This window comes from Saccharothrix sp. CCNWYY140 (assembly GCF_037401995.1).
Taxonomy (GTDB): domain Bacteria; phylum Actinomycetota; class Actinomycetes; order Mycobacteriales; family Pseudonocardiaceae; genus Actinosynnema.
The window spans coordinates 62,663-76,601 of record NZ_JBBEGC010000010.1; the positions used below are offsets into that span (position 1 = coordinate 62,663).

A 13,939-nucleotide genomic window follows, 5' to 3' on the forward strand; every position below is an offset into this window, starting at 1 on the left:
CCCGCCGTGCGGCTGTGGCGCGAGGGTGTGGGGTGTGGCTGTGGCGCGGTGGGGAGCGGGGCCGGCGGGCTGGTGGGTGGTTAGGCGGTGGTTAGTACCCCGCAAGGGGCGCTGTGAGGGCGGCGTTAGACTTGGGGCCGTGCACACGTGACGACCTACCTCAGCGGAGTCACGTGGTCATGCGGGAGGGTGTGCAACACAACGAAAGAGCCCGACACCTGGCACGGTGTCGGGCTCTTTCTTCAGGTGCTTGTGCGCAGGGCGCTCAGGCGTTGCTGCGGGCCCGGGTCCGGGCGTTGCGGCGCTTGAGGGCGCGGCGCTCGTCTTCGCTCATCCCGCCCCACACGCCGGCGTCCTGGCCGCTCTCGAGCGCCCACGCGAGGCAGTCCGAGACGACAGGGCAACGGCGGCAGACGGTCTTCGCCTCGGCGATCTGGAGCAGCGCGGGCCCACTGTTCCCCACGGGGAAGAACAGCTCGGGGTCCTCGTCGCGGCAGATCGCGCGGTGGCGCCAGTCCATTGGAACTACTCCTCAGCTAGGCGCGCGCGTCAAGGCGCGCCGGTCGTCAGCGGTCGGTTTTTGGGGTGCTTGTGAATGCTTTCACGAACGGCCCGGATGTCAAGGGGTTAGCGCTGACCCGGTGGCCGAACTCACCCGAAAGATCGACTGAGTTCATCCAGGCTTTCACTCTTGAGTGTCTACGCAGGCCACGACATCGCGGATGGGTAGCGACACGGTTACACCACGGTCACACAGCAGTGGTCACACGGCAACCGTGAGCGCCTTCGGCACCGACGTGAACTCCACCTCGGTGCAGAGGCCGAGCAGGTCCCCGTCCACCTGGAGGTTGACCGGCACCCGACTCGTCACCCGGACGAACCCGACGTCGTCGCGACGCAGCAGGTTCCCGCCCTTGGGGTTCCCATCGGTGGCCAAAAGATGCGTCACATACCGGGCGATCGTCGGCAGACCCAATCCGTGCAGGGCGAACACGCCCAGACCGCCGTCGAACGACGTGCTCGGGTTGAGGCGGATCGCCTTGTCGCCCAAGTACGTCCACGGGTCGGTGTTCGACACGAAAGCGAGTCGAACGCCTTCGAAGGGCTCCTCGTCCGGGATGTGCACGGTGAGGTTCGCCGGGCGCCGGCGCTGGGTGACGTAGCTGGCGAACGCCGCGCGCACGTACAGGGCGGGGGAGGCCTCGCGGCCCTTGGCGCGTTGCGCCTCGACGCCGGCGACGACGTCGGCGTCCCAGCCGACGCCCGCGTTGAAGGTGAACCAGCGGTCGTGCGGCTCGTCCGCGCCGGACCTGGCCGAGGAGACGTGCCCCAGGCCGACCTTGCGGCTCGTGCCGTGCTCGATGGCCTGGAGGAGGCGGTAGGTGGCCTCGACGGGGTCGCGCGGCAGCCCCAGCGCGCCGGCGAAGACGTTGGCCGACCCGCCGGGCACGACGCCCAGCATCGGCACGCCCGGCCGCACGCCGTCGCGCAGCATGCCGTTGACGACCTCGTTCACGGTGCCGTCGCCGCCGTGCGCCACGACCAGGTCGTACGCGTCCAGCACGGCCTGCGCCGCGGCGTCCGCCGCGTGCCCGCGGTAGGTCGTCTCGACGATGTCGAGCTTCACATCGCTGGCCAGTGCGTGCGCCAGCACGTCCCGGCCGGCAGGCGTGGTCGCCGTCGCCTGCGGGTTGACCACCAGTAGTGCGCGCACTAGAGCAGAGTAGGACAGCGCGTGACCTGGGACAGATCGCGCGTCACCCGGTAGGAGTGTTCTGAGCGCACGGAAGTGGTCTACATCTCCTTTCCGCCAACTCTGCGGTTGCCCACCGACAAGTGCACCCCGGCCCGACCGCCGGCTTGCCGAAAGAGCTGCGTCGATCTTCGCCCCCGCGGCGGTCGAACGGGACTCGCCAACCGGGTGGCCTACGATGCGTGACGAGTACGCACGGTGAGGAAAGGCCCAGCGTGACGAAGCAAGAGCAGGTCCCGCGCGCGGTGCGCGGCGCAGGTGTGCTGACCGCGCTCCAGGGTCTCGCCGGGGTGGTCTTCACGGTGGCGCTGGTGGTGCGGGCGTTCAGCGCGCCGGAGGCGGGGAACGTGCTCGGCGAGGCCGCGTACTTCGCCGTGTTGAGCGCGGGTGTGCTCGCGGCGGGCGTCGGGCTGGTGCTGGGCAAGCACTGGGCGCGGACGCCGTCGGTCGTGGTGCAGCTGCTGCTGCTCGGCGTCGCCTGGTACATGTACGGGCCGTCGGGGCGGCAGCTGTGGGGCGCGCTGCTCGGGCTGTACGTGGTCGTGGTGCTGGTGATGCTGTTCAGCAACCCCGTGCGGCGTTGGGCTCTGGGCCTGGACGAGGACTGAGCGCGGCCATTCGGACCCAGACCATCGGCTGGGCGTCGGCCAACGATCGGCGGGTGTTACCAGTCACTCCAACGAGTGACGCTGTGAGTGGTGATATCACCACTCCCTGCGTTCGTTGAGGTGACGAATCGATGCGACTGAACCGCGCCCTGTCCGCGGTGGTCGGAGCCGCTACCGCGCTCCTGTCCGCACTCGCCCTGACCACCCTCGCCCCGGCCGCCGCACAGGCCGAGGACGTCCAGCCCTACATCATCGGCGGCGGCTACGCGAACAACGCCCCCTGGGCCGCCCGCCTGTTCCGCAACGGCCAGCAGAACTGCTCCGCCACGATCATCGCCCCGCAGTGGGTCCTGACCGCCCAGCACTGCGTGGCCAGCTCCGGCACGTACAGCTTCCGGATCGGCAGCCTGGACCAGACCACCGGCGGCACCCTGGCCACCGCCACCCGGATCATCCAGCACCCGTCGGCCGACCTCGCGCTCGCGCAGCTCGACCGGTCCGTCTCGGGCACCTACGCCCCGCTGGGCACCACCACGGCCGTCCAGGTCGGCCAGACCGTCCAGCTCTACGGCTGGGGCGCGACCTGCACCAACCAGCCCGAGATCAACTGCCAGTCCCGCTACCTCAAGTACGCCAACACGCGCGTGACCTCGGTCAACGGCCGTGACTACCGCGGCGGCATCGCGATCTCGGTGTCCCGCATCGACGGCATCGCGGCGGGCGGCGACTCGGGCGGCCCGATGTTCGCCACCAGCCCGGTCGACGGCCGGTACTACCAGGTGGGCGTCGCCTCGACGAGTGACCGCTCCACCCGCTCGAACTACACCGCCGTCACCCGCTACCGCGACTGGATCCGGTCCTACGCCGGCGTGTGACGAAACGGCTCTCCGGCCGAGGGGGTTGACCCCCTTCCCCTGCATCGCCCCCTCGGCCGGGGCACCACCTGGTTTGGATTTCGAGCGGTTCACCAGTCACAATCACCCTGCGTGTTCACGTTTGGCGGATGGACACGAACGGAGTAGCCCGGATACGGTTCGGCGGGCTTTCACGCGCTCCGGCAGCGGCAGGGTGAGGTGTGCGGTGCAGAACCCCCCGGGGAGGGAGTCGGCGAACGACGCCGAGCGCCCCAACGTGGCCAGGCTGTACGACTACTACCTCGGCGGCGCGCACAACTTCGCGGTGGACCGCGAGTTCGCGGAGCAGTCCATGAAGGTCATCCCGACCGCCGAGATGGTCCAGCACACCCGAGCGTTCCTGCGCCGCGCCGTCCGCGTGTGCGTGGCCGCGGGCATCCGCCAGTTCCTCGACCTCGGCTCGGGCATCCCCACCGCGGGCAACGTCCACGAGGTCGCCCAGCAGGTCGACCCGACGTGCCGAGTGGTGTACGTCGACAACGAGCCCGTCACCGCCGCCCACGGCCGCACCATGCTGCGCGACAACCCCAACGTGGCGATGGCCGAGGCGGACCTGCGCGACCCGGACGCCGTGCTGGCCTCACCGGAGGCGAAGGCGCTGCTGGACCTGTCCGAGCCGGTGGCCGTGCTGATGGTGGCGATCCTGCCGTACTTGAGGGACGAGGACCGCCCGGCCGAGCTCGTCGCCCGCTACCGGGAGGCGATGGCGCCCGGCAGCTACCTGGTGGTCAGCCACCTGACGGCGGACGTGCAGCCGGAGATGGTGGAGAAGCTGGTCGCGGTGGCGGCCGAGACGATGACCCCGATCATGGCCCGGTCCAAGGCCGAGATCGAACCGCTGCTGGCGGGCTTCGACCTGCTCGAACCCGGGCTGGTGCTGGCCACCCGGTGGCGCGGGGAGAGCGCCGCCGAGTCCGGCGCGGAGACGGTGAGCTACGGGGCGGTCGGCGTCCGCCGCTGACCTGCGGTGCTGCCCTGCCTTGCGCCGGACCTCCCGGTGTGGCGGGAGGTCCGGCGCGCGCCTTGTGCAGGCCCGGATCAGGCCGCAGCGGGGCCCTGGTAGCGGGCGTCGCCGAAGGCCAGGATCGGGTAGCCGATGATCCCGAACAGCCACAGGCCGAAGAACCCGAACGCGCCGCTCTTGCCGAACGACTTGGCGACGTCCAGCGACACGATGATCGAGACGATCAGGTTGACGAACGGGATGATCATCAGGATCAGCCACCAGCCCGGCCGTCCGGCGACCTTGAGCAGCACGTAGATGTTGTAGAACGGGATGATCGCCGCCCAGCCGGGCTGACCGGCCTTGGCGAACACCTTCCACATCGCCGCGATCATGAACACCGCGATCGCGAGGCTGATGATGATGGGGACAACACCCACGGAGGCGTCGGTCTGGTTCACCTTCGGAACTTCCTTCCGGCCGACCGCGGCAAGGGCAGGGTCTGCCCCATCGGGGGTCCGCAGCCGGTCACGGCGCGGGACGATGTCAAGGCCTCGTCAAGTTCGTACGGGAAACCGGATTGTGTTCGCCGTTTCGTGAGGGTTTCGAGATCAGCCGTCGACTTTTCCGAGGTCGGTGAGGGCCTGGTCGGTGAGGCGGTAGACGGTCCACTCGTCCATCGGGATCGCGCCGAGCGACTTGTAGAAGCCGATCGCGGGGGCGTTCCAGTCCAGGACCGACCACTCCAGCCGCTGGTAGCCGTTGGCGACGCACTCCTGCGCCAGGGCCTGGAGCAGCGCCTTGCCCAGGCCGCCGCCGCGCTGGGTCGGCTGGACGTAGAGGTCCTCCAGGTAGATGCCGTGCGTGCCGCGCCAAGTGGAGAAGTTCAGGAACCACAACGCCATGCCGACCACACGACCGTCCACTTCGGCCACGTGCCCGAACAGGGCGGGGTTGTCCCGGAAGAGCGCGGTGTGGAGCTGGTCGACGGTCAGCCGGCACTCGTGGCGGGCGCGCTCGTACTCGGCGAGTTCCTCGGCCAGGCCGACCATCGCCGGCACGTCCTCGGGCCGCGCGCGGCGGATGCGGTCGTCAGTCACCGTCGACCTCCCAGGCGGGCACGTTCAGGCGGCGCACCTGAGGGTCGCCGCGTTCGTCACCGAGCACGGTCAGCCCGGCCGGGTCGAGTCCGAAGTGGACGCCCTCGCTGGGCGGCAGGTTCAACCAGGTGGCGATGAGCACCCGGCTGAAGTGCCCGTGCCCGATCAACACCACGTCCCCGCCCGGCAACGCCCGCTTGGCGCGCTCCAGCACACCGATCGCGCGCTTCTGGACGTCACCGTGGCTCTCGCCGTTCGGGATGGTGTGGCTCCACACCGTCCAGCCGGGGACGGTCTCCCGGATCTGGGGCGTGGTGAGCCCTTCGTAGTCGCCGTAGTCCCACTCGGCGAGCTCCTCGGTGCGCCCAGCCTCGAGCCCGGCCAACTGAGCAGTCCGCCAAGCCCGCTCCCGCGGACTCGACAACACCAACGCCGGCGGCAGATCCGTCCCCCGCAACCGCGCCAACACCGCCCCAGCCCGCCGAGCCTGCTGCTCCCCTTCGGGCGTGAGCGGAACATCAGTCCGCCCAGTGTGCCTCCCGCTCTGAGACCACTCGGTCTGACCATGCCGCAACAGGTACACGTGGGAACTCACGCATCCGATCGTAATGCGACCGCCATGAGGTCGCTGTTGCCGAAGATCACACGCGGTTACCGTCACAGCGTGCGCGACATCCTGGAGAGCGTTTTACGCCTGCAACCCGAGTGGAGCTCGACCAACACCCCCGCGATGCAGCGGCGAGGCGAACTCGTGCGACGCGGCGTCGCCGGCTGGCTCAGCGAGCGGGTGGAGAGGATCAACCGAACGCTGCCGACACCCATCGACGACCTTCAAGTGGAGGCCCGCGACGCGACCGGGCTCAAGAGCGAGATCCCGTGGGCGCGTGTCTACTCGGCGGGTCGCTCGCCGTCCGCCACCAAGGGTTGGTACCTCGTTTACCTCTTCGACGCGCCAGGTACGAAGGTCTACCTCTCGCTGATGCAGGGAACCACGCAATGGCTCAACGGCGAGTTCCGAGCACGTCCCCAGGCGGATCTCCGGTTGCAGGTGGACTGGGTGCGCAACGCACTCGCGAAGGAGTTGAGCGTCCGTTTCGCGGAGTTCGACGACATCGCTCTCCGGGCACGGAAATCGCAACTCGGCCCGGCTTATGAGGCTGGCAGTGTCGCGGCGTTCGAATACACCCTCGACGCGCTGCCCAACGAGACCGAGCTGGAGAGTGATCTGGCCTACATGCTCGCTGTGCTCAGCGACCTCTACGAGCGTCTCGACACCGCGATCGACCTGCCAGGGGCGGTGGCGCCCGAGGTTGCGGACGCGGTCGTCGTCGGAGATCGGGCGGCGGGGCGGCGGAGGAGTGGGCAGGGGTTGCGGCTCAATGCCGCGGAGCGGGTCGCGATCGAGCGGCGGGCGGTGGAACTGGCGGTCGAGCACCTGAACGGGCTCGGGTACCGGGTGAAGGACGTCGGTGCGATCGAGTCCTACGACCTGGACGCGCGGCGCGGGGACGAGCACCTGTTCGTCGAGGTCAAGGGGACGACGAGCACGTGGGGCGAAGACAGCGAGATCATCCTCACCCGCAACGAGGTCGAGCTGCACCAACGCGAGTACCCCAACACCATGCTCGTCGTGGTCAGCTCCATCCAGCTCGACCGCAGTGGCGATCCACCGACGGCCCAGGGTGGCATCCTGCACGCTGTGCACCCTTGGCAGCTTGATCCCGACCGCCTCATCGCCATCACCTACCGCTACCCAGCAGGCCCGGACGTGACCGCGTGAACGTCGAAGCGATCACCGCGAGGCTGGCAGTCCGGTTCGGCCCGGAGGTCGCCGAGTGGTGTGCGGCAGCACCCGCGTTGACCGCTCGGGTCTCCTCGCAGTGGGGGCTGGAGGTGGGTGACCTCATCGACGACGGTGGGTCTTCGGTGGTGCTGCGGTGCACGTGGACCGATGGGACGCCGGCGATTCTGAAGCTCACTCCCGACCAGGGCTTCCTCGCGTCCCAGGCCGAGATGTTGCGGTCGCTGGCCCCGTCCGGGCGGGTGCCGGCGGTATTCGCGGTGGCGGAGGAGGCGATCGTGCTGGAGGCCGTGGTGCCCGGCACCGAGGCGTCGCCGACGCCGGAGCAGTGGGGCGAGTTGGTGAAGGCGCTGCACTCCGTCCCACCGCCACCGGACCTGACCCGCACGCTCCGCGGTCGGGTGGAGGAGTTCGTCGTGCGCATCGGCCGCCGGGCGGCGGAACCCGCCATCGCGGCCCGCGTGTCGCCGGAGTTGTGGGACCGGACCGTGGCGCGGTGCCGGGCGCTGCTCGACTCACCTACCCGGGAGGTCCTGCTGCACGGCGACCTGCACCCGGGCAACGTCCTCGACGGCGGCGCGCTGGGGTTGGTGGCGATCGACCCCAAGACGTGCGTGGGCGACCCGTGCTTCGACGCGATGGACTACGTGGTCGAGGGTGCGGGGAAGGAGGGGGTCGAGGTGCGGTGCGCGGCGGTGGCGGAGGCGTGCGGGCTGGATCCGGAGCGGCTGCTGGAGTGGTCGCGGGTGAACGCCACCCTGGCGGCGATCGGGCGGTTGACCTGGGGAGACGGGTCGGAGGAGGAGCTGGCGGAACTGCTCGCGTTCGCCCGGTGACCCCCGGCTCAGGCGCCACCCGACCTGATCGTGAGCTGCACGGTCCTCGGGTTGGCGGTGACGTGGAACTCCTGGAGCGCCCACCGGTCGATGAACTCACCGACCTCCGGCGGGAGGGAGAGGCGGACGGGCCGGCGCGAGTGGCGGGCTTCGACGAGCCTGGCTACCTCGACCGGTAACACCGTGTGCACGTCATGCTGGACCTCAAGGTAGGGCAGGAGCAGCAGCAGGCGCAGCGGCGTCAGCGGCCCGACGCTGAGCTGGTAGTCGAGCCGGTCGGGCGGGTCGTCGTGCCACGGGCCGTGCGGCAGCCAGGGCAGCTCCGCGTCCAGCAGCACCCCGACGTCGAGCTCGGGCTCGTCCTCCAGCAGCATCCGCTCGGCGAAGCTCGTCGAGGGCGGCGCCACCTCGTACAGGACCCGGGGGCCGAACTCCCGGACGACGTCGGCGAGCGGTCCCCTGCCGTACAGGATGGTGGCCCACGGCTCCGGGCGGCGCACCGGGTCGCCGGGCAGGTCGGCGCGCAGGTCCCACCGGACCAGCTCCGCCGTCGTCCCCTCTTGGGCGGCGACCGCCCGGTCGAGCACCGCCCGCGCGGCCCGGCGGATCGTGGGCAGGTTCTCCGGCAGGCTGTCGTCGAAGAGGTCGTAGACCGGGTTCACCAGGTCCTGCCAGTCCGGGCCGGCGGCGGGCGTGAGCGAGCTGTAGTAGCCGAACACCCGGTGCCGGCCGACGACGGCCGCCGCCACCGTGCGCCGGGTGATCGCCGCGGTGACGTCCGGGACCGGCTGCACGAAGCCGAGCGCGGTGGCGGCGAAGGAGCGCGCCGCGTCGTCATCGGCGGACAGCGCCATCCGCAACAGGTCGCTCGCGCCCTCGTCCTTGCGCTGTTCGTAGAGCTGGAGGGCGAGCTGGCAGACGATCTCACTGCGTCGCCGCTGCATGAAGTGGTGCAGGGCGTTCCACAGCTCTTCCGTGGTGTCGTTGGTCCGCACCAGGTGCTCGGCGGCGAAGTACTCCATGAAGGTGCGGTGGGTGAACCCGTAGAGCGACTCCACGCCGTCGGAGCCGGTGTCGGTGAGGATCCACGGGCGACCGGTGCAGAAGGTGACGAAGTCCTCGGCGTTGTCGGCGGCGTCGTCCGGGTCGAACCCCTTGTCCATCAGGTAGCGGGTGAGGACGACGACGATCCGGCCCCGCCCCCAGGCGGCGCCGGAGTTGCCCGCGGTGAGCTGCTTCCAGGCGAGGAAGCCGACGGCGCTGCGCAGGCGACCGCGGAACTGCGTGGCCGTCTGGAGACCCCGCTGCCGGTCCCAGCGGTCGAACAGCAGGATGGCGCACTTCTCGTACACCTGGGCGAGGTTCGTCGGGATGTAGCGCTCGCTGGAGTACATGGCGCACAGCAGCGCCAGGAGCAGCGGGTTCGCGCGCAGCTCGGCGATGGCCTCGCTCTCGGCGAGGAACGACTCGGCGAGCGGGCTGCGTTCGGACTCCGGGGTCGAGTCGTCGAGGGCGAACCACTTGACGGCGTACTCGGCGACCTGCCCGTCCGCGAATTCCTCGATCGTGCGCGTGGTGAAGAGGTCGTGGGCCAGCGGGGCGTCGTCGTAGCCGATCTTGCGGGCGGTGACGATCAGGGGCACGGACGGGTGAAGTCGCGCGAAGCCCTCGATGAGCTTCGCGAACCGCCGGCGCAGCTCGGGGTCGACCAGTTCGTCGACACCGTCGAGCAGCACGACCGCGCGTCCGTTCCCGAGCAGGTACTCCACCGCGTCCTTCGGCGGCGGCAGGTTGTACGGCTCGGAGCACAGCTTCTTCAGGTAGCGGGTCAGCTCCTGGCCGCCTTCGCGGAAGGAGTCGGTGTGGTCGCGCAAGGTCAGCAGGAACGGCACCCGCCCGTCCTGGGCACTGGCGATTTCGTAGGCGAGTTTCGCGACCAACGTGGATTTCCCGGCACCCGGATCGCCCAGGACGACCGTGCGCCGTCCAGCGAGGGCCAGTTCCTCGAGCCCTTGCAGCGAGGGTTCCACGTAGAGCTTCGAATAGGGGACGGAACGGCTGATGCCCAGGTGGGGCATGCGCATGTCGCTGTGCATCTTCGCGATCAGGCCGCGCAGCCGGTCGGCGAACCGGTGCAGCTTGGCCACGGAGCCGACCCGGGACAACAGCCGGGTGTTGTTCACCGCCGCGGCGGCCAAGTGCCCCACCGTCGCCGCGGTGACGGGGTCGACGGCCGCCTTGGTCTTGTCCCGCACCTCGGACTCGACCGCGATGGTCAACGCGTCGAAGGTCAGGTCGGCGCCGGTGGTGAGCACGGCGGCGTCGAGGTGGGGCATGGCGTGGCGGAGGCCGAGCCGGATCTCCTCGCGCAGCGTCGGCCCGATCTCGTCGGGGCGCTGGTCGTTGAGGAGGCGCCACAGCGCCATCTGGTGGGCGATCTCCTCGAAGTCCGGCGAGGTGAGGTAGTGCGCCAACGCCTGGGCTTCGGCGGAGGTCAGTTCGAGCACGAACGCGTCCGCGACAGCAGCAGCCGTAACCGCCCTGCTCCGGTCCCGCACCTGCGCCACCCGCACGCGGTGCCGAGTCCCCTCGAACAGCTTCTTGCCCACGGTGGCAGCGGCACGGCCGGCAGCGGCCTCCAGGCCCGACATTTCACGGATGGTAGCGGCACCGGATGCGGGATCGCCCTGGTTCGCGGCGAGCCCGATCAGCCGACGAATCCTCGCAGCGCACACCTACGGGTGGCGGTGCTCATGTACCTCAAGGCGCCGCCGTTGGGGAAAGACGCTGCTCCCATCGCGCTGAGGATCATGCAGCGCACTATGGAGTCGACCTTGGCCGGCGTGATTCCCGTGGTACTGGATGGGCGGCGTGGAAAGCTGTTCGAGGTGCCGCAGCGGGGAGACCTGGCGCGGTTCGACCCGCTTGACGGCGACCGAAGACGAAGAACGGCGCTGACCAGACGGAGGAGTTTCCGCTGGTCAGCGCCGTTGTCGCGCAGGGGTCAGGCCGCGGCCTTCGTCTCCCAGAAGATCTTGTCGATCTGGGCGATCAGGTCGAGCAGCTCCTGGCCCTTCGCCGGGTCCATTGAACCCTTGGTGCCGGCGGCGCCCGCGGCCTTCGTGGCGCGGTTGAAGAGGTCGTGCAGCTCGGGGTACTTCTCGAAGTGCGGCGGCTTGAAGTAGTCGGTCCACAGGACCCACAGGTGGTGCTTGACCAACTCGCTGCGCTGCTCCTTGATCAGGATCGCGCGCTCGCGGAACTCGGGGTCCTCGTTGGCCTGGTACTTCTCCTGGACCGCCTTGATCGACTCCGCCTCGATCCGGGCCTGCGCCGGGTCGTAGACACCGCACGGGAGGTCGCAGTGCGCGGTGGCCTCCAGTAGCGGGCGGCGGAGAATGCGCGACAGCAGTCGCATTGTTCCTCCCTGACAGTGGATGCTCCGACGTGCCGAACCCTACTCCGGGGCCTCGGACCGAGCAGGTGGAGGTGATCGTTGGCACGCGCCGAACCCAGGCCGTTGCCGCTGGTGCGGGTGACCGGGCCGTCGATGTACCCGACCCTCCGGACGGGGGACGTGGTGGTCCTCGAAGCCTCCCGACCGCCCCGGGTGAACGATCTTGTGCTGGTCAGGTGGCCTGCGCGGCCCGGGCAGCTGTCGGTCAAGCGGGCGATCAGGACCGACGGGGACGGCTGGCACGTCGAGGGGGACAACCCGTTCGCGTCTACGGACTCGCGCACGTTGGGCGCGGCCGAGGTGCTCGGGGTGATCCGGTTCCGGCTCTGGCCGCGCCCCCGGAGGCTGCGTTAGGAGCGCAGCTTCGCGTACCAAGCCGTGCACTCCTCATAAGAGGGGAGCAGGCCGGAAGCAAGAGCCTCGTCGAGGGAGGGGGCGGCGGCGTCCTTCGGGGAGAGGACCGGAGTAACGTCCGCCGGCCACGGCAGGTCCAGGGTCAGCGGGTGGAGGGCGCGTTCGGCCTTGGGGTTGTAGCCCTCCGTGCACAGGTACGACGTGACGGTCCCGTCCTCCAGCGCCATCAGTGCGTGCCCCAGGCCCTCGGGCACGTACACCGAGTTGAACCGCTCCGGCGACAGCTCCACGGCGTCCCACTGCCCGAACGTCGGCGACCCCACGCGGATGTCCACGATCACGTCCAGCAGCCGCCCGCGCGGGCAGTGCACGTACTTGGCCTGGCCGGGCGGCACGTCGGCGTAGTGCACCCCGCGCACGACCCCGCGCCGGGACTCGCTGTGGTTGGTCTGCGCGACCCGCAGCGGGTGGCCGACCGCCTCGACGAACGCCGTCTCCTGGAACGGGGCGACGAACAGCCCGCGCTCGTCCGGGAACACCGATGGGGTGAACTCGAAAACGCCTGGAATTTTCAGCTCGCGTGCCTGCATGGCGCTCACCCTAGGAGATCGGAGGTCTTGACCGATCCTGCCTGGGAAAACCGACCGGTCGGTGCAGAAAACCGGACGTACGTTCTCCTATATGCCCTCTGACCTGCGGAAAAACTGTGATCCCCGCCGCAGACACGATCGGCCGGCGCTGTCATAGTTGCCCGCACCGCCCGCCCAGGGCCGCCGTGCAGACCGCGCGGACCGGCTCGCAGCCAGGCCCCGAAGATCCGCGTGACAACGCCGGTCCCGGTGCGCCGAAGCAACTCGCGCACCGCAGGAGGGACTCCCGTGACCGCATTGAACGACCTACCCCAAAACGAGCAGACGCTGACTTCGCAACTGACCGACGAAGAGATCTTCCGGGCCCACGAGGGCGGCAAGCTGGGCGTGGGTGTGACCGCTTCGCTCGCCGACCCGCGCGCCCTGTCCATCGCCTACACCCCGGGCGTCGCCCGGGTGAGCCGCGCGATCGCCGAGGACGCCTCGCTGGCCGCCAAGTACACCTGGGCGCACCGCCTGGTCGCCGTGGTCAGCGACGGCACCGCCGTCCTCGGCCTGGGCGACATCGGCGCGAGCGCCTCGCTGCCGGTCATGGAGGGCAAGGCGGCGCTGTTCAAGACCTTCGGCGGCCTCGACTCGATCCCCCTGGTGCTGGACACCACGGACGTGGACGAGATCGTGGAGACGCTGGTCCGGCTGCGCCCGTCGTTCGGCGCGGTGAACCTGGAGGACGTCGCCGCCCCGCGCTGCTTCGAGCTGGAGCGGCGGCTGATCGAGGCCCTCGACGTGCCGGTCATGCACGACGACCAGCACGGCACCGCCGTCGTCGTCCTGGCCGCGCTGCGCGGTGCGAACACCGTGCTGGACAAGGACATCGCGAACCAGCGGGTGGTCATCTCCGGCGCCGGCGCGGCGGGCGTGGCGTGCGCGAAGATCCTGCTCGCGGCCGGCATCGGCGAGGTCACCGTGGTCGACTCGCGCGGCATCGTGCACACCGGGCGCGCGGGCCTGAACCCGGTCAAGGAGGAGTTGGCCGCGGTCACCAACGGCTCCGGCCTGCGCGGCGGCATCGCGGACGCGCTGCGCGGCGCGGACGTGTTCGTCGGCGTGTCCTCCTCCCGGGTCGAGGAGGAGCTGATCGCGAGCATGGCGGGCGACTCGATCGTGTTCGCGCTGTCCAACCCCGACCCGGAGGTCCACCCGGACGTCGCCGGGCGGCACGCGGCGATCGTCGCCACCGGGCGCAGCGACTTCCCCAACCAGATCAACAACGTCCTCGCGTTCCCCGGCATCTTCCGGGGCGCCCTGGACGCGGGCGCGAAGCGGATCACCGAGGGCATGAAGCTGGCCGCCGCCGACGCCATCGCGGCGGTCGCCTCCGACGACCTCGCGGCCGACCGGATCGTGCCCAGCGCGCTGGACCCGCGGGTCGGACCCGAAGTCGCCGCGGCCGTGGCCTTGGCAGCTCGACAGGACGGAGTAGCCTGACGTCGGAGTCGGAGTTGGGAGACCTCCGGCCGCATCCGCCCGTTCGGCTCAACGGACCAGCGAAACCACGAACGTATTGTTTCGTTAGCCCGAAG

Annotated in this window: 15 protein-coding genes; 7 read left to right on the top strand and 8 right to left on the bottom strand. The window is 70.0% G+C overall.

The annotated features are described in order from the left end of the window. Positions 1 to 265: 265 nt before the first annotated feature. Both WBN91_RS08430 and WBN91_RS08435 read right to left on the bottom strand, forming a co-directional pair. Positions 266 to 520: a WhiB family transcriptional regulator gene (locus tag WBN91_RS08430; RefSeq protein ID WP_015104912.1), complete on the bottom strand. Its 255-nt coding sequence runs from the start codon at positions 518 to 520 to the stop codon at positions 266 to 268. A 243-nt stretch (positions 521 to 763) separates the two neighbouring features. Beyond that, positions 764 to 1,714, bottom strand: coding sequence for a diacylglycerol/lipid kinase family protein (locus WBN91_RS08435; RefSeq protein WP_337725866.1), 951 nt, complete (start codon positions 1,712 to 1,714; stop codon positions 764 to 766). A gap of 254 nt (positions 1,715 to 1,968) precedes the next feature. Here WBN91_RS08435 and WBN91_RS08440 point away from each other — a divergent pair, with 254 nt between their 5' ends. The 3 genes from WBN91_RS08440 (at position 1,969) to WBN91_RS08450 (ending at position 4,236) form a co-directional block, all read left to right on the top strand. After that, the gene (locus tag WBN91_RS08440) at positions 1,969 to 2,361 is read left to right on the top strand and encodes a hypothetical protein (protein ID WP_337725865.1); all 393 of its coding nucleotides are present in this window, start codon (positions 1,969 to 1,971) and stop codon (positions 2,359 to 2,361) included. A gap of 131 nt (positions 2,362 to 2,492) precedes the next feature. Beyond that, positions 2,493 to 3,236, top strand: a complete 744-nt coding sequence (locus WBN91_RS08445; protein ID WP_337725864.1) for a S1 family peptidase — start codon at positions 2,493 to 2,495, stop codon at positions 3,234 to 3,236. Between the two features lie 205 nt (positions 3,237 to 3,441). Next, on the top strand, positions 3,442 to 4,236 hold the full coding sequence (locus WBN91_RS08450; protein ID WP_337725863.1) for an SAM-dependent methyltransferase: 795 nt from the start codon (positions 3,442 to 3,444) through the stop codon (positions 4,234 to 4,236). Positions 4,237 to 4,313: 77 nt separating this feature from the next. Here the strand turns inward: WBN91_RS08450 and WBN91_RS08455 are convergent, their stop codons facing one another. From WBN91_RS08455 to WBN91_RS08465, 3 genes are all read right to left on the bottom strand, one after another. After that, entirely contained in the window at positions 4,314 to 4,679 is a 366-nt protein-coding gene (locus WBN91_RS08455) for a DUF5684 domain-containing protein (protein WP_337726378.1), read from the bottom strand. A gap of 150 nt (positions 4,680 to 4,829) precedes the next feature. After that, on the bottom strand, positions 4,830 to 5,318 hold the full coding sequence (locus tag WBN91_RS08460) for a GNAT family N-acetyltransferase (protein ID WP_337726379.1): 489 nt from the start codon (positions 5,316 to 5,318) through the stop codon (positions 4,830 to 4,832). Next, the gene (locus tag WBN91_RS08465) at positions 5,311 to 5,913 is read right to left on the bottom strand and encodes a histidine phosphatase family protein (protein ID WP_337726380.1); all 603 of its coding nucleotides are present in this window, start codon (positions 5,911 to 5,913) and stop codon (positions 5,311 to 5,313) included. Before WBN91_RS08465 ends, WBN91_RS08460 begins: the two co-directional genes overlap by 8 nt. 69 nt (positions 5,914 to 5,982) lie before the next feature. Between WBN91_RS08465 and WBN91_RS08470 the strand changes: the two genes are divergently transcribed. Both WBN91_RS08470 and WBN91_RS08475 read left to right on the top strand, forming a co-directional pair. Then, entirely contained in the window at positions 5,983 to 7,098 is a 1,116-nt protein-coding gene (locus tag WBN91_RS08470) for an MrcB family domain-containing protein (protein ID WP_337726381.1), read from the top strand. After that, on the top strand, positions 7,095 to 7,955 hold the full coding sequence (locus tag WBN91_RS08475) for an aminoglycoside phosphotransferase family protein (protein ID WP_337726382.1): 861 nt from the start codon (positions 7,095 to 7,097) through the stop codon (positions 7,953 to 7,955). Before WBN91_RS08470 ends, WBN91_RS08475 begins: the two co-directional genes overlap by 4 nt. A gap of 8 nt (positions 7,956 to 7,963) precedes the next feature. Here WBN91_RS08475 and WBN91_RS08480 read toward each other — a convergent pair whose 3' ends face one another. Then, positions 7,964 to 10,606 carry an NACHT domain-containing protein gene (locus tag WBN91_RS08480; RefSeq protein WP_337726383.1) on the bottom strand — a complete coding sequence of 881 codons (2,643 nt, stop codon included), beginning with the start codon at positions 10,604 to 10,606 and terminating at the stop codon, positions 7,964 to 7,966. A 353-nt stretch (positions 10,607 to 10,959) separates the two neighbouring features. Further along, the gene (sodN, locus tag WBN91_RS08485) at positions 10,960 to 11,373 is read right to left on the bottom strand and encodes a superoxide dismutase, Ni (protein ID WP_121225524.1); all 414 of its coding nucleotides are present in this window, start codon (positions 11,371 to 11,373) and stop codon (positions 10,960 to 10,962) included. 78 nt (positions 11,374 to 11,451) lie between these two features. Here sodN and WBN91_RS08490 point away from each other — a divergent pair, with 78 nt between their 5' ends. Continuing rightward, a complete protein-coding gene (locus tag WBN91_RS08490) occupies positions 11,452 to 11,766 on the top strand; it encodes a S26 family signal peptidase (RefSeq protein WP_337726384.1) in 315 nt (104 codons plus the stop codon). Here WBN91_RS08490 and WBN91_RS08495 read toward each other — a convergent pair. Further along, entirely contained in the window at positions 11,763 to 12,356 is a 594-nt protein-coding gene (locus WBN91_RS08495) for a dTDP-4-dehydrorhamnose 3,5-epimerase family protein (protein ID WP_337726385.1), read from the bottom strand. The two genes, WBN91_RS08490 and WBN91_RS08495, sit on opposite strands and share 4 nt — an antisense overlap. 288 nt (positions 12,357 to 12,644) lie before the next feature. On the opposite strand from WBN91_RS08495, the gene WBN91_RS08500 reads away from it, so the two are divergent. Further along, the gene (locus tag WBN91_RS08500) at positions 12,645 to 13,844 is read left to right on the top strand and encodes an NAD(P)-dependent malic enzyme (protein ID WP_337726386.1); all 1,200 of its coding nucleotides are present in this window, start codon (positions 12,645 to 12,647) and stop codon (positions 13,842 to 13,844) included. Positions 13,845 to 13,939 lie beyond the last annotated feature (95 nt).